This window comes from Stenotrophomonas sp. FR024 (assembly GCF_047500745.2).
Lineage (GTDB): Bacteria > Pseudomonadota > Gammaproteobacteria > Xanthomonadales > Xanthomonadaceae > Stenotrophomonas > Stenotrophomonas maltophilia_A.
The window spans coordinates 136,615-161,201 of the sequence record NZ_JAXAXM020000008.1 but is presented as its reverse complement, the minus strand read 5'-3'; the positions used below and the strand labels follow the sequence as shown (position 1 = coordinate 161,201).

The window sequence follows — 24,587 nt, the reverse complement described above, 5'->3', positions numbered from 1 at the left end:
CCCTGACTGTTCCCCTTGCGCTCCCCGGTGCCGACCCCAGCCGCCACCTTGCGTAATCTATACTCTGCGACCACGAAATTCGCAATCGGAATCTGAACCCGATGACTCGACTCCGCCGCTGGCTGCGCTGGATCTTCCTGATTGTCCTGGTCCTGGCGCTGATCGGCGCGGCCGCCGTGGGCGGTCTGTACTACGCCGTGTCCTCCAAGCTTCCCGACGTGCAGACCCTGCGCGACGTGGAAATGCAGGAGCCCATGTACGTCTATGCCGCCGACGGCAAGCTGATGGCGGTGTTCGGCGAGACCCGCCGTACCCCCATCACCATGAAGGACGTGCCCGAGCGCCTGAAGCAGGCCTTCCTGGCCACCGAGGACGCCCGCTTCTACGAGCATGGCGGCGTGGACTACATGGGCATCGGCCGCGCGGTGTGGCTGCTGGCCACCACCAACGACAAGCGCGTGCCGGGTGGCTCCACCATCACCCAGCAGGTCGCCCGCCAGTTCTTCCTCAGTTCCGAGTACAGCTACACCCGCAAGCTGGCCGAGATCCTGCTGGCGCGGAAGATCGAGTCCGAGCTGAGCAAGGACGAGATCTTCGAGCTGTACCTGAACAAGAGTTTCTTCGGCAACCGCGCCTACGGCGTGGCCGCCGCCGCCGAGTTCTACTACGGCAAGAAGCTGAACGAGCTGGACCTGGATGAAATGGCCTCGCTGGCCGGCATCCCCAAGTTCCCGTCTTCGGGCAACCCGATCTCCAACCCGGAACGTGCCCGCCAGCGCCGCGACAACTACGTGCTGCAGCGCATGGCCGACCTGAAGTTCGTCAGCCAGGCCGAGGCCGACGCGGCCAAGGCCGTGCCGATGCACGCCACCGCACATGAGCCGCCGGTGCAGGTCGATGCCCCCTACGTGGCCGAGCTGGTGCGCCAGGAAATGATCGCCCGCTTCGGCGGCGATGTGGTCAACAAGGGTTACCACGTCACCACCACCATCGATGCCACCCTGCAGACCGCCGCCAACCAGTCGGTGCGCGACGGCCTGCTGCTGTACGACCACCGCCACGGCTGGCACGGCGTGGAGAAGCAGGTGCAGGTGGGTGCCGGCGAAGACGCCGCTGCCCTGGCCGAGCACCTGCGTGGCATGTACGGCCAGGCCGGCCTGCTGCCGGCCATCGTCGCCAGCACCGGTGCCGATGGCAGCGCAACGGTGGTGCTGGCAAACCGCAGCGAGATCGTGCTGCCGGCCGGCGCCGCCAAGTGGACCAACAAGACCCCGGGCAAGCTGGTGCAGCGCGGCGACATCGTGCGCGTGCGCGCCGGGGCCAAGGAAGGTGAGTGGCTGCTGGACCAGATCCCGCGCGGCCAGTCCGCACTGGTCTCGCTGGATGCCCACAACGGCGCGTTGAAGGCGCTGGTGGGTGGCTTCAGCTTCTCCGGCAACAAGTTCAACCGCGCCACCCAGGCCCGTCGCCAGCCGGGTTCGAGCTTCAAGCCGTTCGTCTACGCCGCCGCCTTCGACAAGGGCTACAACCCGGCCTCGATCGTGCTCGACGCCCCGGTCGTGTTCCGCGACCGCCGCGGCAAGACCTGGGCCCCGCAGAACGACGGTGGCGGCTTCCGCGGCCCGATGCGCCTGCGTGAAGCGCTGGTGCAGTCGCGCAACCTGGTCTCGGTGCGCCTGCTCGATGGCATGGGCGTGGACTATGCGCGCAAGTACATCAGCGAGTTTGGCTTCGCCGAATCGGAACTGCCGCCGAACCTGTCGATGTCGCTGGGTACCGCCTCGCTGACCCCGCTGTCGGTGGCCCGCGGCTACGCCGTGTTCGCCAACGGCGGCTCGCGCGTGGACACCTGGCTGATCGACCAGGTCAATGACCGCGACGGCAACCTGGTGTTCAAGGAAAACCCGGCGCTGGCCTGCCGCGACTGCGCCGGCAGCAGCGACCAGCCGGTCAACCAGGTGGTGGACGGCTTCAACTTCGGCGCTCCGGCCCCGAAGGTGGACCCGGCCGCCGCGGCCAAGGCCGAAGCCAAGGTCGAAACCCCGGCGGCACCGGCCAACCCGGATGCCCGCACCGCCCCGCGCGCGATCGATGCCCGCACCGCCTACCAGCTGGTGTCGATGATGCGCGACGTGGTCCAGCGCGGTACCGGCGTGCAGGCCAAGGTGCTCGGCCGCGAGGACGTGGGCGGCAAGACCGGCTCCACCAACGACCACCGCGACGCCTGGTTCTCCGGCTTCGGCGGGCCGTACGTGACCACCGTGTGGGTGGGCCGCGACGACTTCCGCTCGCTGGGTTACCGCGAATACGGTGGCAAGGCCGCCCTGCCGATCTGGATCGACTACATGCGCACCGCGCTGAAGGACACCCCGATCGCGCAGAACGACCCGCCCAGCGGCATGGTCCAGGCCACCCTCAACGGCGCGACCGAGTGGGTGAAGGTGGAAGACATGGACCGCCTGACCGACTACGACCTGAACCTCAATACGCCGCAGGCCGACGCCGCCGCGTTCGATATCTTCTGAGGAAGGGTTCGGTAGGTGCCGCTCTGGTAGATGCCAACCTTGGTTGGCGCCGATGCCGCTCTGGTAGATGCCAACCTTGGTTGGCACCGATGCGGCTCTGGTAGCTGCCAACCTTGGTTGGCACCGATGCTGCTCTGGTAGATGCCAACCTTGGTTGGCGCCGATGCCGGCCCGGTAGTTGCCAACCTTGGTTGGCGCCCTGTGCCGACCAAGGTCGGCATCTACCAAAGCGTGGGTGGGGCCAACCTTGGTCGGCACCGATGCGCCTCTGGCAGCCGCCAACCTTGGTTGGCGCCGATGCCGCCCCGGTAGTTACCAACCTTGGTTGGCGCCCCGTGCCGACCAAGGTCGGCACCCACCAAAGCAGTTGCATCCGCCATACCCACGCAGATGTCACATCCGTGCGCTAGTCTGTAGCCAGGTCGCAACAGGGAGTCATCGCATGCATCGCGCCCGCCAGCATGCTGCCAGCCAGACCCGCGAGCGGCGCCACCGCCTCGCCCACGAAGCCGCCCGCCTGATGGCCGAAGGCGGCATCCGCGACTACCACCAGGCCAAGTTGAAGGCCGCCAGCCGGCTCGGCATCCACGACGATGCCTCCCTGCCCCGCAATACCGAGATCGAGGACGCCCTGCGCGAGTACCAGCGGCTGTTCTCCGGGCCCCAGCACGGCAACGAACTGCAGCGCCGCCGTGAAGCCGCGATGCGCGCGCTGGAGTTCCTGCACGGCTTCGCCCCTCGCCTGGCCGGTCCCGTGCTGGACGGCACCGCCGACGCCAACAGCCCCGTGCAGCTGCACCTGCACAGCGACGACCCGGAGGCCGTGCACCGCTTCCTGGACGAACACGGCATTCCCGCCGAATCGCGGACGCGTCGCCTGCGCATGGACCGTGAGCGCTGCCTGGACGTGCCGGTGTGGGTATTCAGTGCCGAAGAGCTGACCTTCGACCTGGCCGTGCTGCCGTATGACGCCCTGCGCCAGGCGCCGCTGTCACCTGTGGATGAGAAGCCGATGCGGCGCGCGTCGGTGGCGCAGCTGCGGCAGGTGCTGGCCGAAGCGGAGATCACCGCGTATATCGGCGGGTGACGGTAGCGCCGGCCCATGGCTGGCGAGCGCAGCGGTGTGGGACGGGCGTGGTGGAGCCGCGCCGGTCTTGGTAGGTGCGGACCGCTGGTCCGCACCGTGCTTCAGGCACCTCGCTTGCTGACCGAAGAGCAGTCGAGCATGGCTCGACTCTACAGGGGCGCTGCACCCGTGTTTGGTAGGTGCGGACCGCTGGTCCGCACTGTGCTTCGTGCATTTCGATGGCTGAGCGGAGAGCAGTCGAGCAAGCTCGACTCTACAAAAGCGGTGTTACCTGCTCTGGCAGATGATGCCCATCTTGCTCCTGCTACCAGACAAATCGGGTATCGCGCAGCGGGTCGCTGAGCAGCCGCGGCAACCACGGTGCGGGGGCACGCTGCGGATACTCCCGCATCATCTGTGCGTGCATGGCCTGCAGGTCCCGCAACACCCAGGACTGGTAGTAGATGTCGTTGAACCCATCCGACCAACCACTCTTCACCCGCTCATGCTCGTCTGCCTCCAACGACGGCATCTGGTCCAACGACACCTCCAGGATCGTCGCCAGCGCCGCGTTGATCTGCGCATTCTCCACACCGGCCTGGCGCACGTAGTCCAACCGATCCAGCACCCGCCGACAATCGTAGGGAAAGCACCCACCTGTGGCGGTGATGTAGTCAGCGATGTCCGCCAGCATGTCGGCTTTCAGCCGCCACACCACTTCACTGTCCATCACCTGCCGTACCCGCATCGTGCGCAGCGTGCTTGCCCGTACCTCCTCCGGCGTAGTAAACGGGGCACCCGGCGTGCTGCCCGCGTGGCGCACCAGCACGATGCGATGGATCGCCTCCCTGGTGACACCCTCGATGCGCAGCGCCGCTGTCTCCGGGTGCACGCGCGGCGTCGGCACGCTCAACATCCGCCACATGTACCACAGCACCAGCAACAGACCGGCGATGCACAGCCCGCTCATCAGCGTCCACAGATCCAGGTTCCGCGTGTAGTAGCGATAGCGCGCCCGCCAGATATAGAACGTGCGATAGCTGATGATTCCCTTTACCCATCTGTACATCGCCATCTCCTGGGCGAGGACCCCGGCGCGGCGGGGTGGATTACGCGCGTCACGCCGGGGCTCCATGGCTTACCAGCCGATGCCCACACCGACGCCCATGCTGCGCTCACCGCTGTTGGTGAACGCCCCATTGAGGCTGAAGGTGGCTGAGCCCTTCTCGTTGAGCACGCGCTGGTAACCCACCGCCATCGCCGACTCACCCTCGCTGTAGCCCACACCCGCACCGAGGCGGTTGTAGGTGGCCAGGCCGGCGGTGTTCATCGCCATCGCTGTCTGCGCACTGCTCATCGCCGCCATGCGGTTGAAGCGCTTGTCCATCTTGTCCAGGCGGCGCTCGAAGTTGCTGATCGCCCCATCGGTGTACTCGTTGGCGCGGGCCAGCATCTTCTCCAGCTCAGCGGTATCGACCTGCGGCTTCGGCGAGTCGTCCTTGTTGGCCTTCGGCTGTGGTGTGGGCTTGTCGCCCTCGCCTACCGAAGCGACCTGCTGGGAATCCTTGCCTTCCGGTACCACCGAAGTTTCATCGGTCTGCGGCTTCGGCACCGAGGACGACGCCAGGGCACGCGGTGCCGGGGCATCGTCGATGCGCTGCTCCAGCCCATCCATGCGGCCATTGAGCTGCTGCTGCATCGAATGCAGCTGGCCACCGTTGACCGCATCGCGGCTGCCGGCCGCGATCAGGCCGTTGGCCACGTTGGAGATGACCATGCCGTTGGCACCGGCGAGGGTGAGCTGGTTGACGCCGTCGGCGCGGACCGAGGGAGTGTCCTGGAAGACGGAACGGAGCTGGGTTTCGACCTTGTCCACACGCGAGGTGCTGGTGACGACCGCACCATCCAGCGCCTCCAGTGCACCATTCAACGTGGACTGTGTCTGGCCCTGGACGTTGAAGCGCGGGCCGACGATGTTGCCGTTGGCATCGACTTCACCGCCGAGAGCGGAAAGCGCACCGCGCAGCTGGCCGACCGTGGCGGCGTTGTGGTTGGCGATGCCGTTGGCGATGTTTACCAGACGACGATAAGTAGCTCCACTTCCAAATGAGGCCACTCCTGCCTCATTCGCCTGAGATCCTTCGCCAATCGCCAGCGAACCATCCGCTCCTATGCCCACCTTTGCTCCAGCACCGATAGCAATGCCTCCTCGCGCACCACCTCCAGCAATGCCAACCTCCGCTCCAGTTCCTAGTGCAAATCCACTATCGGAATCCTCGTGCACGACCGAAGCGCGACCAATGGCGACGGAATTTCTGCCTAGTGCCTTAGCATGGGTCCCCACTGCAGTTCCTCCATCGCTGCCGGTCGTGGCGAAGTTTCCAACTGCAAGACCAACCGGGCCAGCCTGAGCAGGGCCATAGCCTGGAGCTGCACCCACGCTAACGTACTGGCTGATACCTTCCACGGCCGACACACGGCTATTGGTCTCATAGAGCTGACTGCCGCGCACAACGTCCGAACTGTCAGCCGACAGCTTCCCCTCGGCCACGCCAGTCAAACGCGCGCCACCGAAGTCGATCGGGCCGTTCGCATCCAACCTTCGAATTGCCTGCAGCCCCATCTCCCGCTCCTTGCGCATCGCGTCCAGATCATTCCGATTCTGCGAGATCTTCTGCTCTGCGGCGTACAGCTGGTTGCCCGTAACGGCATCGCGGCTTCCTGGGGCTACTCGACCGTCGGCAAGATTGGTCAGCACCATGCCGTTCACGCCATTCAGCGCGATCTGGCTTATGCCGTCGGCACGGGCCGAGGGTGAATCCTGGAAGATCGAGCTGAGCTGACCTTCCACCTTGTCTGCGCGACGGCCGGCGGTGATGACGGCGCCATCGAGTGCCATCAGCGCATCCTCCACGGTGTTCTGCGTTCCGCCCTGCATCGTGTAGGTCGGGGCGACGATGTTTCCGCTAGCGTTCATGCCTGCTCCGCCACCGAGGGTGGCCAATGAATCCTTAAGCTGGGAGACAGTGGTGGCGTTGTGTTCGGCGGTGCCTCGTGCAATGTTCACTATCCGGCGCTGCATACCACTGTTGCCAAACGATACAACTCCAGCTTCATTTGCCTGAGCATCTCTTCCAAGTGCCAGCGACCCATGCGCTCCAACCCCGATCTTTGCACCCGCACCAATAGCAACACCGTCGTTTGCGCCGCCGCCTGCCGCTCCCACCTCAGCACCTGCCCCCATTGCAAATCCATTCTCGGATTCCTCAAAAACGGTCGCTCCCCTTCCAATCGCAGTTGAATTCCTACCCATTGCTCTGGCCCGCGTGCCAACTGCGGTCCCACTTTCAGAACCTGTTTTGGCTGAGTTACCGATGGCGACGCCTCCGGCTCCCGCCTCAGCAGGCTCACTGATGGGAGCCTCGCCAATACTCAGAAACTGACCCACACCTTCCAGAGCCGATATCCGTGAATTGGTTGAGTACAGCTGCTTCCCAGACACAGCCTCGGCACTGCTTGCGCTCAAGAGCCCATCTGCAACACCACTGATCTTCCGTTCAGCATTGGCGCTATTGCGCACATCCAACGTCGTACCGCTGTTCTTCTCACCCAGGCGCACATTGCCAGTCGCGGATACCTGCGCCACCAACCCGCCCAGCGCCGCTGTCTCGGCCAGCGCCTTGGCCGCATCCCCCTTTGCCACGGCAGCTTCCGTGCCCGCAGTCCTGGCAATGTCCTCCACCGTAGCCACCTTGTCATTGGTGGCGTTGAGCTGCCTGCCGTTGACGGCCTCATAGCTGCTGGCGCTGACTACTCCATCAGCCACACCGCTCAGCTTCCGATTCGCGTTCGCGCTGTTGCGAACATCCAGCATGGTGCCGCTGTTCTTCTCGCCGACACGAACGTTGCCGTTGACAGCGACTTGACCGACAAGGCCATTCAGCACTCCGGTGTCGGCCAGCGCCTTGTCCGCGCTGACCTTCGCTGCGCTGGCTGTCGTCTGTGCCGCATTCACGTTCGCGTTGGTTTCATGGAGCTGCTTGCCGGTCACGGCCTCGTTGCTGGTCGCGTTGATGGCTCCGTCGGCGACGCCCAGAATCCTGCGGTTCGCATTGGCGCTGTTGCGCACGTCCAGCTGCGTGCCACTGTTCTTCTGGCCCAGACGAACACTGCCATTGGCAGCGGTCTGGTTGACCAGGCCACCCAGCACGACCGTCTCGGCCAGCGCCTTGCCCGATTCCACCTTTGCGGCATTGGCAGTGGTGGTCGCGCCGTCTGCTGCTGTCTGGGCTTTGGTCACGGCCTGGTTGGTGGTGTGCAACTGATTGCCTGTGATTGCATCAGTGCTACCGGCCCCAACCACACCATCTGCGATGTACTGGATTCTTCGCTTCTTGCTACTGCTCCCCACGGAAACAGAGTCGGACGAGGCAGTCACCGAGCCTGCACCCAGTGCTACTGCGTTGTCATGCTTGGCTTGAGCGCGATCACCCAGGGCCACAGCACTGGTTGTTGTTGCCTTGGCCAGATTGCCGAGGGCAGTGGCGTACTGCGCAGTGGCTTCGCTACCACGCCCCAGTGCAGTGGCCTGGCCGGCACTGGCCTTGCTCAGATAACCAACCGCCGTACCGTGCTCGGCCTCGGCCTTGGCATCACCGCCTACGGCAATAGAGAAGTTGCCGCTTGCGTTTGCGCGGAAGCCAGTTGCAACGGCGCCGTTGGCGCTACGGGTTCCGGCACCGACCGAGACGCCCGCGTTCTGGTTCGCCACCTTGTTGCCGTCCGCATCCACACCAGCGCGCGCGTCGTCGCCCAGCGCTACGCTGCGGCCGTTGTACGCCTTTGCGTTGTTGCCGAGTGCGGTGCTGACGCCGTAGCTGCCGTTCTCTGCAGTGGCCCCCTTGCCCAGGGCCAGCGTGGCCGCGTCAATACGATTGGCGGCCTTCTGCGCGATTTCGCGCACCGCTACAAGATCCGTCTTCGCGGCATTGGCAGTTTTCTCGACAGCCGCCACCTTCGTGTTGGTGGCATGCAGCTGGTTACCCGTCATGGCATCCGTGCTGCCGGCACCAATCACGCCGTCGGCAAGATACTGGATGCGGCGCTTCTTGCTTGCGCTGCCAACAGACACCGTGTTGGCCGAGGCGGACACAGAGCCTGTCCCAATTACGAAGGCATCGGTGTGCGAACCCGCCTTCAGCATGCCATTCAATGATCCGATCTTCTGCTCGGTTGCGTAGAGCTGCTTGCCGGTCACTGCATCGGTACTGGAACTGGTCAAGCGGGCGTCATCAAGGTTGACGATACGGCGCTTCATGGTCTTGTTGCCCACCGATACCGTGTTCATCTCATCGGCTATGGAATGCACTCCTAACGCCACTGCCCCTGCCTTTGACGCTTTGGAGTTGTAGCCAATGGAAACACCATCGAACTCGGCCGTGGACGCGCCCCCCAAAGCGACTGCCCCAGTGCGGCCTTGAGTTCCAGCCTTAGCCCCTGCACCGATCGCAATTCGTGAAATACCAGCATCAACTCCCACTGTCTGCGCTGCTCCACCAATGGCAATATCGCCCTCACCGAGTGACCTGGCGCTCTTGCCCAAAGCAATCGCAGCACGCGCAGTCGCTTTGGCCGAGTCTCCCACCGCCACAGAGTTCGTGGCCGCCGCGTGACTGTCCGAGCCCACGGCCACACTCCAGGCTTCGTTGCTCTTCGCTCTAAGCCCAATAGCAATACCACCAGTTCCACTTGCGCTTGCCAGATAGCCAAGCTCAATTGCGTTTTGGCCCGCACGCGCCGACATTGGAGCCATGCCCACAGTTGGCGCCTCTTGGGCAGGTTCTGCGAAAGCGAGAGTCTGTGTGGTTTCAACCAGATCCAACTGCTCCCCGTCTGAATCCAGCTCAGCGGAACCAGCCGCGAATGACAGTGAAATCAGGCACCCCATCAGTACAGTGGCACGCCGTCCAGAAGTGCCCTTCCCCGTCGTGCGTGCCAGTTCACTGCCAACCACCCAGCACTGCTTCGCTGTGCTCCAGATACGACGATAGATATGGTTCATGCTCTCTCCTTAACAGGACAAGGGAAATGAAGCCCCGCGCTTACGCAGGGCAATTAAGGTCAGGTGCTCGGCGCCAGGGTCGTTACGTGATCGCGATAGCTGTCGTTCGACAGTCGGTACTGCAGCTGCAGGGTGCTGCCCGGCTGGAGCTGGAACGGCAAGGTCAGCGCAGCGTCGGGGTAAAGACTTCTGGACAGCTCAAGCGGCGTGCACACGCCACCGACATTGCACTCGGCAGCACCGGTGATGCCCACGCGCAGCGTGCCGGTGTTGCGCAGGGTGTTGCCCTGCAGTTGCAGATCCACGCTGCCTTTGGCGGGCACTACGTTCACCAGCGCGCCCCAGACCAGGCTGACACCAACGTTGGCCTGCGCCACCTGTTCATCGCCTTCCAGGATCGTGCCGTCGGGGCCCTTTACCCCCTCGAAGTAGATGCGGTAGGCCGCCTCCTTCTCGACGGTCTGCAGCGGAATCACCCGGATCAGACGATTGCCACCACCGCTGAGCGCGAACTTGCCAGGCGTGATGGCAATCGCCGCATCGGCGGCATCCACTTCGATCTCTTCCTCCCCCACCTGTGCCGGCTTGGTGATGCGCAGCAGGCGTGCCTGCACGTATAGCGGCTGGGTGGATTGCGAGTACACGCGGATCTTCGTGCCGTGCTTGGCATCCACCGTTGCGCGCATCGGATGAATGGACAGATTGGCCTGTGCCGGCGGGGCCAGCAGTGTGCTCAACGGCAACAGGCAAAACAGCAGCTTCTTCATGATGAGCCTCCGGGGCATCAGGGTTTAGCGGTCGGCACGCGCAGCTCTACCGTCAGTTCGCCGTCGTAGAGACCGGGGCGTTTGCTGGCGATGGGCGTGGGCGGTGTTTCCAGCGTCAGTGGAGTGGGCACGCAGTACACGGGTTGGCTGATGCCGGGCAGCAGCACCATGCGCAGCTGTGCGCTGTCGATGCCACGCAGCAGCTGTTCTTCGCCATGCTTCATCGCCAGCAGATTGCCGCCGTAGTTCAGACCGACCTGGTAATCGAGACGCTGGGTGTCGTCGCTGCCGCCATCCTGATGCCAGACCGCGAAGTCCCGCCCAGGCGGTGGGCGTGGCCCGCTGTCGCGCACGGTGACGCCGAGGAATTCGCTCTGCGAACCCACGCCGTCGTACAGACACATGTCTACTTCCTTGCGCCCGGCGACGACCTTGCGAATCGGGTCGTAGCGCAGGTCCATGTTGACCAGAGGTGCAACGCCGTCGAAGCCGGGGAAGTAGATTGAAATCGCGTCGTAGTCGGTGACGGTGAAGTCGAAGTTGAAGGTGGCTGTTGCAACCGGTGCGGCGGCTGGGTCGGCCTTGATGTTCAGGCGCATCGTTGCCTTCCAATGGCCTGCAACAAGACGCGTCAATTCGGATGATGGCAATGCGAGCCTAGAACCCGTACCGATTGGCTGATCGATACCACACGTGTAATAGAACGCTTCATGGAGCGCCCGCTGACTGCTATCCCAATAATCCGGGCTACAAGTCCAATCATTCAGGACTCTCTGAAGGCTTCCGAGCACCCGAAGCTCCGCATGCAGGCCTGTTCGGCTTTCTACAAGACGCAGGACAATTTCGGATGGCCCGCTAACTATTGATGGAACCCCGTCCGTCGGACACCTCCCAAACTCACTATCAGAAGCAGACTCACAAACAACATGGATCTGCCCATACTTCATCGCCAGGTCGTGACTGAATCCCAACACCGTCCGTGGCGCCCACAGCTCCACATCACCCGGCACCGCCGAGCGATCCCAGGTCATCACGATGTCCCTGTGCTGATCCGTCGGATGCGTTTCCGGCGGCCACTGCGCCCACGCCCTCGGCGCCAGCACCACCAGCGCGCACACCAGCATCAACACCAACAACACACGCCGGTTCATGGCGTTCCTCCTGCAGCAGCGGTCTGGGGCGTGGCGGCAATCAACGCGCGTTCCTGCAGCAGGCGGGTCACACGGGCCTGCTGGCGGATCTCGGCCGGCAGCTGGGCCACGGCCAGCGGCTCGCAATGCACGGCGCCGACCAGCAGCACCACCTGGCGGCGCTCGCGCACCTGCAGCGGGCAGTGCAGCAGGCGGTCGTCCTGCAGCAGGTACAGCGTTGTTTCGCGACGCGGGAAGTCGGCGACGAAGCCGCCGTTGGCGCTGGTGCCGGGCACCGGCGCGTTGAGGATGCGGGCGCCACCCAACGGCGCTCCGGCTAGATCCTTGGCGTTGCCGATGAAGGTGTAGGTCACCTCGATCGGCACTGGCATGCGCATCAGCCGTCCGGGGCTGAGGAACAACGGCCGTGCGCCACCCACGCCGGTCACACGGATGGCGGCGATGCTGTCCAGCGTGCTGGCGTCCTGTACTTCGGCACGGTGCGACTGGTACGAGGACAACGGCAGCAACCGGCGCTCACCGATCTGCAGGCGTTGACGGCGCAGGCCGCCCACCTGCAGTTCGGCCGCCACGCCACGCAGGTCGACGTCGTCGGTGTCGGCCACCTGCACGGCCAGGCCGGCGTCGGCACCGTTGCTGCCGCTCCAGTAGAAGCCGCGCTTGCCCAGCGCGAAACCGGAGCTGTGCATGCCGCTGTAGGCGGTCTCGCTGCGGCCGCGCTGCTGGTAGTGCGCCAGCGTGGCGCCGCTCTGGCCCAGGCTGTTCTGCAGCTGGCCGCTGAGCGTGGCGCTGTAGCGGTCGCTGTTGTTGGCGCGCAGTTCGGCTGACAGCTCGCGGTACTGCGCATCGACTTCCTGGCGCAGGCTGTGGCCGACGCTGTAGTTGATGTCCGGGCGCTGATGCTGCGGCTGGCGCACGTCCACGCTGTAGCGGCGCTGGCCGCTGCCGGCGGTACCGCGCAGCAGGCGGGTCAGGCTCAGGTTGAAGTAGATGCCGCGGTCACGTTGGTCACTGCCGCGCAGGCTGTCGCTGGCACGCTGCTGCCACACACCCACGCGGGTGGAGACGCTGAAATCCTGCCAGCGATGGCTGCGGCTGAAGCTGGCCTGCCAGGTGCGGCTGAGTTGCGGCTCGCGGCGCGGTTGCCACGGCGGCGGCGGTGGCAGCAGCGGGTCCAGCCCGGCCAGCGGGTCGCCCTCCGCACCGGGGAGCTCGCGCCCGGCGCGCCAGGTCTGCCGCCGCGTGTAGCCCACATAGGCACTGCCACCGGCCAGCGGCAGCGCCATCGAGGCGCTGAGCGAATTGGTGCAGCCCAACTGGTCGCGGGCGTCGGCCTCGAACTGGCAGGCCTTGCCACGCATGCGCTGCTGGTAGATGTTCCAGGACGCGGTACGGCGGTACGAGAGCTGGTGCTGCTGGCCGGTGCTGCCATCGTTGCCGCGCATGCCACCGAAGCTGGCGCGCAGTTCCTGGGTGGCATACAGGCGGCGAAGGTCCACGCGCACCTCGCCGTAGCGGAAGCCGCCCAGGTCGGCGGCGCCGGCCACCACCGCCACGTCGCGGCCCAGCGGCACGCGCATGCCGGCCACGGCCACGCGTTCGCCATCGAAGCGGTCACTGCGGCGCTCGTTGCGCTTGCCACCCTGCACGAACCACTGCCACTGGCTGTTGGTCCAGTCGCCACCCTTGTCGAACGGCGCGTCTTCGCTGCGCACCAGCACGCCGTCTTCGTAGATGCGCAGGGTGATGGTGTAGTTGCCGAACGGGAAGTTGCGGGTGTCGATCTGGTTGATGCCGGCCTGCAGGTAATAGGTCTGCAGCAGGCGCGTGCCGTCGTAGGCATCCACGCGTGCGTCGCGCGCCAGCAGCACGGTCAGGGGCGTGGCCTGCACGGCGGCATCGGCATCCACATAGGCCTGGGTGGTGCCCACGCGCAGGCCCTGCAGGCGGTCCAGCGGCAGCATGCTGAAGCTGAAGGTGCCGCCCTGCGGGCTGGACAGGTTGCGGCGGTCCATGCGCCCGGCCTGCAGGTAATGCGCCTGCCCCAGGTCATGGCGGTAGTAGACGTTGTCGAACTGGAACGCGCTGTCACTGCCGCGGCTGCGGTAGCGCTGCTGGTTGAAGTTCCATTCGGCAGAGACATGCCCGCGATCGAACAGGCCCAGCACGCCGGTGCCACGCGCGGACAGCGTCTGGTAGTCGCGGCTGCCACTCACATTGATCACCTGCTGGTGCAGGAAAGCGTTCTCGGCGTTGGCGCTGACGGTGTGGAAGCGCTCGGCAGCCGGCTTGCCGGGAATCCATTGGCGGGCAACGAACAGGCGCACCGCGCCCTCGCCTTCGTCGTACAGCGCGCGCACGGCGGCGGGGTCTTCCGGTGGGTCGAGATAGCCGCAGCCGGCAGTGGCGCCACCGAAGCGGCAGGCCAGATGGCTGTTGCGCGGCATGGGTTGCGAGAGCGCGGGCAGCAGCGCGGCCTGCGCCTCGGCGGGCAGGTCGAGCGCCTGCAGCACGCTTGCTGGATCTTCCAGCTGTACGTGCTCCAGGGTCACACTCACCGGCGACAGCCCGGCCGAGCGGCCGAACAGCTGGATGTCGAGTTGTTCGGTCTGGCCTTCAACCAGATCCTCGAAGCCGGGCGGGACGCCGCGCGCCGCCGCCAGCGGCGTTGCCAGCGCCAGGGCGAGCGCGACCGCCAGCCGGGTGATAGCGGGGGCGTGTGGGGTCATGGGGGTACCGCTGGAAAGGCAGCCGGCCCGGCGTGCGGGCCGGCGCGGGGATTACGGCGCGGCGGCTTTCTGGTTCAGCACGATGTTGACGACGCCGGTGTACGTGCCCTTGGTGGCGATCGGCTTCGGGGTGGCCTGGGCGATGGTCAGCGGCATCGAGATCGAAGCACCCGGGGTGGCACCTGCGCCGGTGAACAGATCGGCGGCCTTGAACTCAATCGGGGTCACCGCCAGCGTGCGGCTGTTGAGGCTGACCGTCATCGCCTCAGTGACCTTGCCATCGCCGCTGACCAACACGAACGCGCCGCCGATCTTTGCCTCGATATCGGCAGTCTGATCGTTGGAGTGGATACGAACGCGCTGGGTGTTCGGCAGCAGGCCGCGCACCGGGTCGTGGGTCAGGGTGACCAGATCCGGCAGCGCGCTGCCATCGTCGCGCAGCAGGGCCAGGGTCGGGTCGACGTCGGCGTAGACGGAGATCTTGGTTTCCACGGCGTGCGCGGACAGCGAAGCCGTGGCCAACGCTGCAGCGAGCGTGGCCTTCTTGATAATGGCGTGCATGGGTTGTCTCTCTCGGACAAGGGGGAATGAGAAAGCCCCCCTCCCCTAAGGAGAAAGGGAGGGAGGCGCCGCCCGCAGAGGTGGTTGCGGGCGACGGATAGAATGTTAGAAACCCATTGTCCTGCAAGCCATTCAAGCATTCCTAAAACGTTGAGCGTTAAGAAGAATCTTTGAATTAGTTCAACGTTCCAGGCTTATGCAATTTCCCTCATTCGGTAAATGCAAAAAATCTCATTGCTTCGCCCTTGTAGAGTCGAGCCATGCTCGACTGCTGTTCGCGCTGTGCGTGCGAGTCGAGCATGGCTCGACTCTACAGTGGTTCATCCACGCATGGCGTGGATCTACAGACAAGGTTATGCAACTTCCCTCACGCGTTGAATACAACAAACCCCATTGCCTCGACTCTACAGTGGGCCATCCACGCATGGCGTGGATCTACCGGCCCTGGCTATGCAATTTCCCTCATGCGTTGAATGCAACAAATCTCATTGCCTTGCTTTTGTAGAGTCGAGCCATGCTCGACTGCTGTTCGCGCTGTTCGCGCTGTGCGCGTGAGCCTCAGCCTGCGGGCACCACGGTGACGCGATCAACATCGATGTCGGTCGGCTTGAACCGATGCGTGTCGACCTTGCCATGCAGTTCCACCACGGTGTCCGCACCAATGGTCTGCGGTGGCAGGTCTTCGTCATCGATCTCCACTTCGATCTGGCCACTGGCATCGCGGAACTGGTAACGCTCGTGGCCAAGCTTGGCGACCAGGGTGCCACGCAGCACCACCGGGTGGTCGTCGCGCTGGGCGCGCGCATCGGCCACGGAGCTGGCAGCGGTGCCCGCACCCGGGCCGGTGTACTGCGCGGATGCGTGCGGGCTCAACAGGGCCAGCGGCGTGGCGATGAGGGCAATGGCAAGCAGTCGATTCATGGCGTTCTCCATGGCTGAGTAAGTGCCCTCAGGTTCTATCGCCCCGGATGTGATGCCTATGCAATAGATCCGAAAAGATGTGAAAGCGACATTCAGTGTCAGAATTCGTTCAGATCCTGAAGCAAGGTTTTGTAGAGTCGAGCACGGCTCGACTCTACAAATACCCATCCACGCATGCGTGGACTTCGCGTTGGCGCGTGATCAGAAGAAGATCGCGTACAGGATCAGCAGCGGAATCGGTACGCCCAACAACCAGAGCAGAATCATTTTCATGGCAGGTCTCCTTGCATGGAACGGGGGTTACAGGTCGCGACGGCGGCCGCCCCAGGTGGCGCTGAGGCTGGCGAAGAACGCGCCGATCAGCAGCGTGATGAACAGCCACAGCGCGGCATACGCTGCTGCCTTGCGGGCATCGTCGGCCGCCTGCTTGGCAGTGTTCTTGGCCTTCTCCAGCGCAGCACGCATGCGCGTCTGCACATCGGTCACGCGCGCCTGCGCTTCGGCCTGACTCATGCCGGTCTCGCGCGCGATCAGCTGGGACAGGTACTGGGTGTCGGCCGGATCCAGGCCATCTCCCTGCAGACTGTTGACGATGATGCGATTCACCTCGGCACGCACTTCACGGCGGTCAGCCACCGGGCCATTGCCCGGCATCGGACGCGGCGGTGCGGCCAAGCGCGCGTCGCGCGGGCCGACGCTTGCGACCGGCGGCGGCGGGGCCGCATTCGGATCCATCGGCGCACCCGGCGGAGGCGGCGTTGCAGGATCAGACGGCCCTGCGCTGGTGGCGCTGCGGAACAGCGAGTCCACCCAGTAGTTGAGGTCGCCTTCCGGCGCAGCCGCGGCGGCGCTACCGGCACTCGCGGCGGCAACGCCTGCCGTGGAGGCAGCGGCGCCTGCAGTGGCACCGGCCACTTTCGCGCCCGTGCCGAGTACGCCGCCGATGGCCGAGGTGAGCAGACCGGCGGTGAGCAGCGTGGCCACCGCCCACGACACGAAGCCATGTGCGGTATCGCGGAAGTAGGTTTCGTCGCCGTGGATCTGCGTCCACTTGGTACGCAGGCGTCCTGCCAGATAGCCACCCAGACCGGAAGCCGCCAGCGCGGTGAAGGTGAGCCAGATGATGCTGGACCAACCGAAGGTTTCCTTGCTGACGCCTTCGAACGACCACGGCGACACCGAGGACAGCCCCAGGCCCACGCCGAGAATCAGCAGGATGAGGGACAACGCGGCGGCGGCGGCGGCACCGGCGAAGATTGCCCCCCAGGACACGGCGCTTTCGCTTGGCGGGGCGACGATGGGGGCGGCGACGACAGTGCCGACGTCAGGGCCGAGCGGGCCGCGCTCGGGTGGGTCGAATCGGGTACTCATGGGACGGACGCTCCGGATCAGATGCTGCGGGTGCAGCTGGCGTCCTGAGGCTGCGCGAGCGCTTGTGAAGCTGGCGAGACCCTTGAATCACGCGGTCTTGGCGCGGTGAAGAGCGTGCCAACCAAGGTTGGCACCTACCAAAAAGCGGGAACGCGGTAGATCCATGCCATGCGTGGATGGGGAAGCGTGCCAACCAAGGGCGAGGACAAAGTAGATCCACGCCATGCGTGGATGATTTTTCACGAGTGTCGAAAGCGTGCCAACCAAGGTTGGCAGCTACCAGAGCCGAAGCAAAAAAAAACGCCCCGCGGATGCGGGGCGTTCTCGGCACAATCTACGCGGGCGATCAGCCCTGGTAGTCGCGCACGTCGCTGCCGGTGTAGACCTGGCGCGGACGGCCGATCTTCATTTCCGGATCAACCTGCTGTTCCAGCCAATGCGAGACCCAGCCGGAGGTACGGCCCAGGGCGAACATGACGGTGAACATCTCGGTCGGGATCTGCAGCGCCTTGTAGATGATGCCGCTGTAGAAATCGACGTTCGGGTACAGCTTGCGGGCAACGAAGTACTCGTCCTGCAGCGCGGCCTGTTCCAGCTTCACGGCCACGTCCAGCAGCGGATCCTGCACGCCCAGCTGCTTGAGCACCTTGCTGGTCATCTCGCCGATGACCTTGGCGCGCGGATCGAAGTTCTTGTAGACGCGGTGGCCGAAGCCCATCAGGCGGAAGCCGGAGGTCTTGTCCTTGGCCTTGACCACGGCGGACTCGACGTTGTCGGCGCTGCCGATCTCTTCCAGCATCTTCAGCACGGCTTCGTTGGCACCGCCGTGGGCCGGACCCCACAGCGCGGTGACGCCAGCGGCAACCGACGCGTACGGGTTGGCACCGGTCGAGCCGACCAGGCGCACGGTCGAGGTCGAGGCGTTCTGCTCGTGGTCGGCGTGCAGGATGAACAGCAGGTCCAGCGCCTTCACCACGTCCGGGTTCAGGTCGTACTGGCCGTCAGCCGACTCGAAGGTCTGCTTCAGGAAGCGGCTGACGTAGTCCAGCGAGGTGTCCGGCTTGTTGGCCGGCAGGCCCTTGCCATGGCGGTAGATCAGCGCCGACAGGGTCGGCACCTTGGCGATCAGGCGCACGGCAGCCTGGCGGCGCTGTTCGGCGTCGGACAGGTCCAGCGAGTCGTGGTAGATGGCCGACAGCTGCGCGATTGCAGCGGCCAGGATGGCCATCGGATGGGCATCCTTGGCGAAGCTGCCGATCAGGGTGTTGATCGACTCATCGACGTTGGCTTCGGCGGTCAGCTCATCGGTGAAGGCCTTCAGCTGCTCGGCGCTCGGGCGCTCGCCGTTGATCAGCAGGTAGGCCACTTCGACGTAGCTCGACTTTTCCGACAGCTGTTCGATCGGGTAGCCGCGGTACAGCAGCACGCCCTTGTCGCCGTCGATGTAGGTGATGGCGGACTTGCAGCTGGCCGTCGCGGTGAAGCCGGAATCGTAGGTGAAGAACCCCGTTTCCTTGGTCAGCTTCGCGATGTCGACGCAGTCGTTGCCAAGGGTGGGTTTGATGACGGGCAGAACGACCGACTTGTCGCCGGCGTTGAGCGTGACCTGATCAAGATCGGACACTGTGTGCGCTCCTTCATGGGAAGGCGCCTGCCCAAGCGCATTGGTCAGGCACGTGAATGACGTCCTCGGCCTGTGCCGGGGATCAGGTCATTATCGCACAGCAGCATTTGCCCGGCGCTAGACAGAAGTCGTATACGACAGGCAGCCAGACACCGGCCGTTGAGCGGCCCGGATCGGCAAAAGCGTTGTTACACGAACGCAGTGTTCCGCCCATCCAAACGCCCGTTGGGTTGGCGTTGGGGAAAAACAAACGGCCGCGCAGAGCGCGGCCGTTGGTTCGAAGCTGGATCGACAGATCAGCGCGCGTAGCGCTTCTGGAACTTGTCGATACGGCCCGAGGTGTCGATGACCTTGTGCTTGCCCGTGTAGAACGGGTGCGAAGCCGAGGAAATTTCAACCTTGACCAGCGGGTATTCGTTGCCGTCTTCCCACTGGATGGTTTCCTTCGTCGCCATGGTCGAGCGGGTCAGGATCTTGAAATCGGAGGTGACGTCATGGAAGACGACGTCGCGGTAGTTCGGATGGATATCGGCCTTCATGGGCTCACACCGTAAATGGGCTGGTGGTCAAGAGCGGCATTATAAGCACCGGTTGCCGCCCGGGGCAACCGGTGCCGGTCAATCGACGTCAGTCCGCACCCAGGGCCTGGCGCACCAGGGCCTCGAAACGCTGCTGGTCGTAGGCCATCAGCAGATCGCAGTTGTCCGGCTGGCCGGTCTGGCGGTTCCAATCGACGATGGTGGCGCCGCGGCTGAACGTGCCGTTCAGCTCCACGTTCAGCGGGCGCGACTCGACCTGCAGCTGCCCTTCCGGGTTCAGCGCCCAGGCCATGGCGACCGCATCGGCGGTATACCAGCGGCCACCCTTGCTGTCCTCGGACAGGCCACGGGTCTTGCGCGAGATCAGCTCGTAGAAACGGGCGCGATCGGAATCAGCCTGCAGCCACTTTTCAGCATCCTGCAGCGGCAGGCCATGGGCGACGGTGGCCTCCCAGTCCGACACCAGCAGGTGCTTGAACGAAGTGAACACCACGTGCGCCGCTTCCGGATCGAACGCGATGTTGAATTCGGCCGCCGGGGTGATGTTGCCGTGGCAGGTGACCGCACCGCCCATCACCACGATGCGCTTGATGCGCTCGGGCAGGGTCGGGTCCAGCTTCAGTGCCAGGGCCAGGTTGGTCAGCGGGCCAAGCATCACCAGCATCAGTTCACCGGCGTGCTCGTGCGACAGGCGCAGGATGGCCAGTGCGGCGTGCTCGGCTTCAGCCTGGCGGCTCGGCGGCGGCAGGTCCACGTCGCCGTAGCCGTCACGGCCATGCACGTGGGCGGCGTCAACGGAGGGATGCAGCAGGGGATCCGGGCTGCCGGCAAACACCGGTACGTCGGTGCGGCCGACGATGTCGCAGAGCTTGAGGGCGTTGCGGACGGTGTACTGCAGGCCGACATTGCCGGCGGCGATGGTCAGGGCGACCACGTCATGCCGTTCATCGGCAAAGGCCATCAGCAGGGCCAGGGCGTCGTCCACACCGGGGTCGGTGTCGATCAACAGGGGGATCTTGTGGGTCATCGTTGCCGTCTTCAGATCGGCAACGAAGTGTGGACCGGGATGATGACCGTTGCAATACCGGTCTGCCCCGGCGGCAAAGATGTAGTGGAGAGGGTTGGATCCGTTGCCCCCACCAACGCCCCCGCCCAACGCACTCACGAACATGAACAGATTTAGTTCGGTTCGCTTGGAGCGCCCAACATCATTTGCTATAAAAACTGTTGAACATTCTATAGAAAAAAACCATGAAGCTGCCCGCGCCAGCTCCCGATCTGGCAACCCTCACCCGGAAGTACATGGAGACCCTCGGTACCATCCTGGACGCCCGGATCGGGCCCGAGGTGAACGGCGCCTATGAGCACTGGGACAAAGTCCGCCACAGAGCGCCACCGGCGGGCCTGAACGCGGAGCAGTGGTGGCTGGGCATCACGTGGACGCGCGCAGCATTGCTGAAGCCGCTACCGCTGTTGCTGGACAAGACGCAGCAACCCTTCAAGCTGGCACTTACCGATTCAATGCAGCGGCACCTGCACTACATTGATCGGGAGGCCGCAGGCTCGGTGAAGGGTGTGGATGCTGCCAGCGGCCAAGGACGGTTCCTGATCCGCTCGCTGATCGAGGAAGCGATGACCTCATCGCAGCTGGAGGGCGCCTCGACCACGCGGGCGGTGGCAAAGGAAATGCTGAGCACAGGCCGTGCGCCGCGCGACCAGTCCGAGCGCATGATCTACAACAACTACGTGGCAATGAACGTGATCCGCGAGCGCGGCATACGCCCGATCACTCCCGGCGAGATTCTGGAGCTGCACAGCATCCTCACCGACGGCACGCTGGAGCTTCCAACCGACAGCGGGCGTTTCAGAACCGCCGAAGACAACGTTGCGATCTTCGATCGCGGCTCACCACCTACGCTGCTGCACATCCCTCCTCCGGCCGAGGAAGTGCCCGCACGGATGGAGCGGCTGTGCACGTTCATCAATGAGGAAAGCACACCGTTCATCCATCCTGTCGCCAAAGCCATCGCACTGCATTTCCAGATTGGCTATGACCATCCTTTCGTGGATGGCAATGGCCGTACGGCACGCGCACTGTTCTACTGGGCGATGATGAATGCCGGATATTGGATGACCGAGTACTTCTCCATTTCCAGCGTCTTGAAGAAGTCCCCAGGCAAGTACATGCGGGCCTACCTCTACACCGAAAGCGACAACCGGGATCTTGGCTACTTCGTGGCGCAACAACTGGAGGCGATTGAGCAATCGATCCAGGGTTTGCATGCCTATATCGCCAGGAAGCATGCGGAGGATCAGGCAGCGCGACGCGTGCTGCGAACCGCCCGGCTTGGCGGTGTGCCTCTCAATCATCGTCAGCGCGCGTTGCTGGCCAACGCGCTGAAGGATCCTGACCGGACCTACACCGTCGCCAGCCACCAGGCGGCACACACCATTACCTATCCGACCGCATTGAAGGATCTGAACGGATTGGTGGCTTCCGGGCTTGTCAGCAAAGAGCGCGTCGGGAAGGCCTCCGAGTATCTCGTGCTTCCCGGCCTGTCGGAACGTTTGGCGCTGTAGATCTACGCCATGCGGGGATGAGCGTCCCGGGGATTGGGTCAGAGCCCTTTGCTGCGCAAAGGGGTCTGACCCCGCCACTTACGCCGAGGCGTAACGCACGGCGGTGCCGATCCAGCGTTGCACCACGCGATCGGCCAGCGCGGGTTGCTGGGCCAGCAGGCGTTCGGCCAGGTCATGCACGCCGGGCAGCAGGCCGGCGTCGCGGGCCAGATCGGCAATGCGGAATCCGGCCAGGCCGGTCTGGCGCGTACCCAGCAGTTCGCCGGGGCCGCGCAGTTCCAGATCCTTTTCGGCAATGACGAAACCATCGTTGGTTTCGCGCATGGTCTGCAGGCGCTCGCGCGCCATCTGCGAAAGCGGAGCCTGGTACAACAGCACGCAGCGCGATACCGCAGAACCACGGCCGACGCGGCCGCGCAGCTGATGCAGCTGGGCCAGGCCGAGGCGCTCGGCATTCTCGATCACCATCAGCGAGGCGTTCGGCACATCCACGCCCACTTCAATCACCGTGGTGGCCACCAGCAGGTCGATGTCGCCGGCCTTGAACGCCACCATCGTCGCCAGCTTTTCGGCGGCTTTCAGACGGCCATGCACCAGCCCCACGCGCACGCCCGGCAACAGCGCCTGCAGCGATTCGTAGGTGGCCTGCGCCGGGGTGGCATCCAGTTCTTCGCTTTCCTCGATGAGGGTGCACACCCAGTACACCTGCCGCCCTTCCTGGCAGGCCAGTGCGATGCGCTCGATCAGCTCGGGACGACGATCGTTGTTGAGCGCGACGGTCTGCACCGGGGTACGGCCCGGCGGCAGTTCGTCGATGGCCGACACATCCAGGTCCGCGTATTCGGACATCGCCAGCGTGCGCGGAATCGGCGTGGCGGTCATCACCAGCTGGTGCGGCACGCTGTTGCCGCCCGCGCCCTTGTCGCGCAGCGCCAAGCGCTGGTGCACGCCGAAGCGGTGCTGCTCGTCGACGATGGCGAGCGCCAGATCCTGGAACACCACCGCCTCCTGCATCAGCGCGTGGGTACCAACCACCACCTGCGCTTCGCCGCTGGCGACCTGCTCCATCACCTTGGCGCGCGCCTTGCCGGTGACCTTGCCGGCCAGCCACGCGATGCGCACACCGAGCGGTTCCAGCCAGCCGCGCAGGTTGTTGAGATGTTGTTCGGCCAGCAGCTCGGTGGGCGCAGCCAACGCAACCTGCTTGCCCTGCTCCACCGCCAGCATCGCCGCCAGCGCGGCGACCACGGTCTTGCCGGAGCCCACATCGCCCTGCACCAGCCGCAGCATCGGGCTGGGCCGCGCGAGGTCTTCACGGATCTGCTTGAACACGCGCGCCTGCGCGCCGGTGAGCGCGAACGGCAGCTGCTTCAGCAGCGCCTTGGCCAGCTTGCCAGGACCGGCCAGCGGCGGCGCATGGTGTGCCTGCAACGCGATGCGTTGGCGACGCAGGCTGAGGTGGTGGGCCAGCAGCTCTTCCATCGCCAGGCGGCGCTGCGCCGGGTGGGTGCCGGCGGCCAGCGCGGCCAGATCGGCATCTGGTGGCGGCCGGTGCACGGTCAGCAGCGCGCTGCGCAGTGACGGCAGGCCGAGGCCATCGAGCCAGCCGCTGGGCAGCAGTTCCAGCGCGCTTTCCTCGGGCAGGCGGTCCAGCGCCTGGCCGATCAGCTTGCGCATGGTCATCGGGCCAACGCCTTCGACGGTGGGATACACCGGGTCGAGGCGGTCGCCGAGTTCGGGATCGTCGTTGCGGCCCAGCACCTGGTAGCTGGGGTGGACGATTTCCAGGCCGAGCTGGCCCGGTTTGGGCGTGCCGAAGCAGCGCAGCCGGTTGCCGACCGCGAACTGGCCGACCTGCTGCTGGCGGAAGTGGAAGAAGCGCAGCACCAAAGTGCCCCGCCCTTCGTCTTCCACCGCCACTTTCAGCATCGGCCGGTAGCGCATGCCGCGCTCGACCGCGACCACCCGCCCTTCCACCTGCGCCGGTACGCCGTTGCGCAGGTCTTCGATGCGGGTCAGCCGGGTGCGGTCTTCATAGCGCAGCGGCAGATGAAGCCAGAGATCCTGCAGGGTGGCCAGGCCACGCGCCTGCAGTTTGGCGGCCACGGCCGGACCGACGCCCGCGAGCATCGCCAGGGATGCTTCGCCGGACGGTGACAGGACCGGGGTGACCGCCGCCTTGCGTGCCACGTGGCGGTCAGTCGATGACCATCACCGCGTCGACCTCGAAGTTGGCGCCCTTCGGCAGGCCGGACACTTCGATGGTGGAACGGGCCGGGTACGGGGCCTGGAAGTAGTCCTGCATGACCGCGTTGACCTTGGCGAACTCGCCCAGGTCGGTCAGGTACAGGCCCAGGCGCACGACCTTGTCCAGCGAGCCACCAGCGGCTTCGGCCACGGCCTTGAGGTTGTCAAAGGCGCGGCGGGCCTGTGCTTCGACGTCGCCGGCGCCGACGATGTCGCCGGTGGCCGGGTCGAGCGGGATCTGGCCGGAGAAGTACACGGTGTTGCCGGCGCGCACGGCCTGCGAGTACGGGCCGATGGCGGCGGGGGCCTTTTCGGTGTTGATGATCTGGCGGGACATGGGTCGCTCCGGTGCTTGGGGGAAAACAGAGCGGTGATTGTACCGGCTGGGGGCGCATCCACGCATGGCGTGGATCTACCGCGCCGTTTCGGTAGTGCCGGCCGCTGG

At 65.0% G+C, this 24,587-nt stretch carries 16 protein-coding genes; 3 read left to right on the top strand and 13 right to left on the bottom strand.

Annotated features, from left to right (window positions below; all coding sequences use genetic code 11):
- Window positions 1-101: 101 nt before the first annotated feature.
- Window positions 102-2,525, top strand: a complete 2,424-nt coding sequence (locus ACMZ91_RS11285) for a penicillin-binding protein 1A (RefSeq protein ID WP_049461748.1) — start codon at window positions 102-104, stop codon at window positions 2,523-2,525.
- 442 nt (window positions 2,526-2,967) lie between these two features.
- Window positions 2,968-3,612 (top strand): hypothetical protein, encoded by a 645-nt coding sequence (locus ACMZ91_RS11280; protein ID WP_012511978.1) that lies wholly within the window; start codon window positions 2,968-2,970, stop codon window positions 3,610-3,612.
- Between the two features lie 304 nt (window positions 3,613-3,916).
- Here the strand turns inward: ACMZ91_RS11280 and ACMZ91_RS11275 are convergent, their stop codons facing one another.
- The 11 genes from ACMZ91_RS11275 to ACMZ91_RS11225 form a co-directional block, all read right to left on the bottom strand.
- Complete coding sequence (locus ACMZ91_RS11275) at window positions 3,917-4,660, bottom strand: hypothetical protein (protein ID WP_107432127.1); 744 nt, start codon at window positions 4,658-4,660, stop codon at window positions 3,917-3,919.
- A 69-nt stretch (window positions 4,661-4,729) separates the two neighbouring features.
- Window positions 4,730-9,652, bottom strand: coding sequence for an ESPR-type extended signal peptide-containing protein (locus ACMZ91_RS11270; protein WP_414576906.1), 4,923 nt, complete (start codon window positions 9,650-9,652; stop codon window positions 4,730-4,732).
- Window positions 9,653-9,711: 59 nt separating this feature from the next.
- Window positions 9,712-10,419 carry a pilus assembly protein gene (locus tag ACMZ91_RS11265; protein ID WP_414576908.1) on the bottom strand — a complete coding sequence of 236 codons (708 nt, stop codon included), beginning with the start codon at window positions 10,417-10,419 and terminating at the stop codon, window positions 9,712-9,714.
- A 17-nt stretch (window positions 10,420-10,436) separates the two neighbouring features.
- On the bottom strand, window positions 10,437-11,570 hold the full coding sequence (locus tag ACMZ91_RS11260; protein WP_414576909.1) for a CblD like pilus biogenesis initiator family protein: 1,134 nt from the start codon (window positions 11,568-11,570) through the stop codon (window positions 10,437-10,439).
- Entirely contained in the window at window positions 11,567-14,299 is a 2,733-nt protein-coding gene (locus ACMZ91_RS11255) for a TcfC E-set like domain-containing protein (RefSeq protein WP_414576911.1), read from the bottom strand. The genes ACMZ91_RS11260 and ACMZ91_RS11255 overlap by 4 nt, the downstream gene beginning before the upstream one ends.
- 51 nt (window positions 14,300-14,350) lie before the next feature.
- Window positions 14,351-14,860 carry a CS1 type fimbrial major subunit gene (locus ACMZ91_RS11250; protein ID WP_049461741.1) on the bottom strand — a complete coding sequence of 170 codons (510 nt, stop codon included), beginning with the start codon at window positions 14,858-14,860 and terminating at the stop codon, window positions 14,351-14,353.
- Window positions 14,861-15,418: 558 nt separating this feature from the next.
- The gene (locus ACMZ91_RS11245; RefSeq protein ID WP_049461740.1) at window positions 15,419-15,781 is read right to left on the bottom strand and encodes a NirD/YgiW/YdeI family stress tolerance protein; all 363 of its coding nucleotides are present in this window, start codon (window positions 15,779-15,781) and stop codon (window positions 15,419-15,421) included.
- 300 nt (window positions 15,782-16,081) lie between these two features.
- Complete coding sequence (locus tag ACMZ91_RS11240; protein WP_049461739.1) at window positions 16,082-17,152, bottom strand: hypothetical protein; 1,071 nt, start codon at window positions 17,150-17,152, stop codon at window positions 16,082-16,084.
- Between the two features lie 346 nt (window positions 17,153-17,498).
- Entirely contained in the window at window positions 17,499-18,776 is a 1,278-nt protein-coding gene (locus ACMZ91_RS11235) for a citrate synthase (RefSeq protein ID WP_005410870.1), read from the bottom strand.
- A gap of 296 nt (window positions 18,777-19,072) precedes the next feature.
- A complete protein-coding gene (locus ACMZ91_RS11230) occupies window positions 19,073-19,315 on the bottom strand; it encodes a type B 50S ribosomal protein L31 (RefSeq protein WP_005410871.1) in 243 nt (80 codons plus the stop codon).
- Between the two features lie 88 nt (window positions 19,316-19,403).
- The gene (locus ACMZ91_RS11225; RefSeq protein WP_049461738.1) at window positions 19,404-20,342 is read right to left on the bottom strand and encodes a nucleoside hydrolase; all 939 of its coding nucleotides are present in this window, start codon (window positions 20,340-20,342) and stop codon (window positions 19,404-19,406) included.
- Window positions 20,343-20,566: 224 nt separating this feature from the next.
- On the opposite strand from ACMZ91_RS11225, the gene ACMZ91_RS11220 reads away from it, so the two are divergent.
- A complete protein-coding gene (locus tag ACMZ91_RS11220) occupies window positions 20,567-21,895 on the top strand; it encodes a Fic family protein (protein WP_065428848.1) in 1,329 nt (442 codons plus the stop codon).
- A 78-nt stretch (window positions 21,896-21,973) separates the two neighbouring features.
- Here ACMZ91_RS11220 and recG read toward each other — a convergent pair whose 3' ends face one another.
- Window positions 21,974-24,085, bottom strand: a complete 2,112-nt coding sequence (gene recG, locus ACMZ91_RS11215; RefSeq protein ID WP_171956635.1) for an ATP-dependent DNA helicase RecG — start codon at window positions 24,083-24,085, stop codon at window positions 21,974-21,976.
- Between the two features lie 7 nt (window positions 24,086-24,092).
- A complete protein-coding gene (locus ACMZ91_RS11210; RefSeq protein ID WP_005410875.1) occupies window positions 24,093-24,479 on the bottom strand; it encodes a RidA family protein in 387 nt (128 codons plus the stop codon).
- Between the last annotated feature and the right edge of the window lie 108 nt (window positions 24,480-24,587).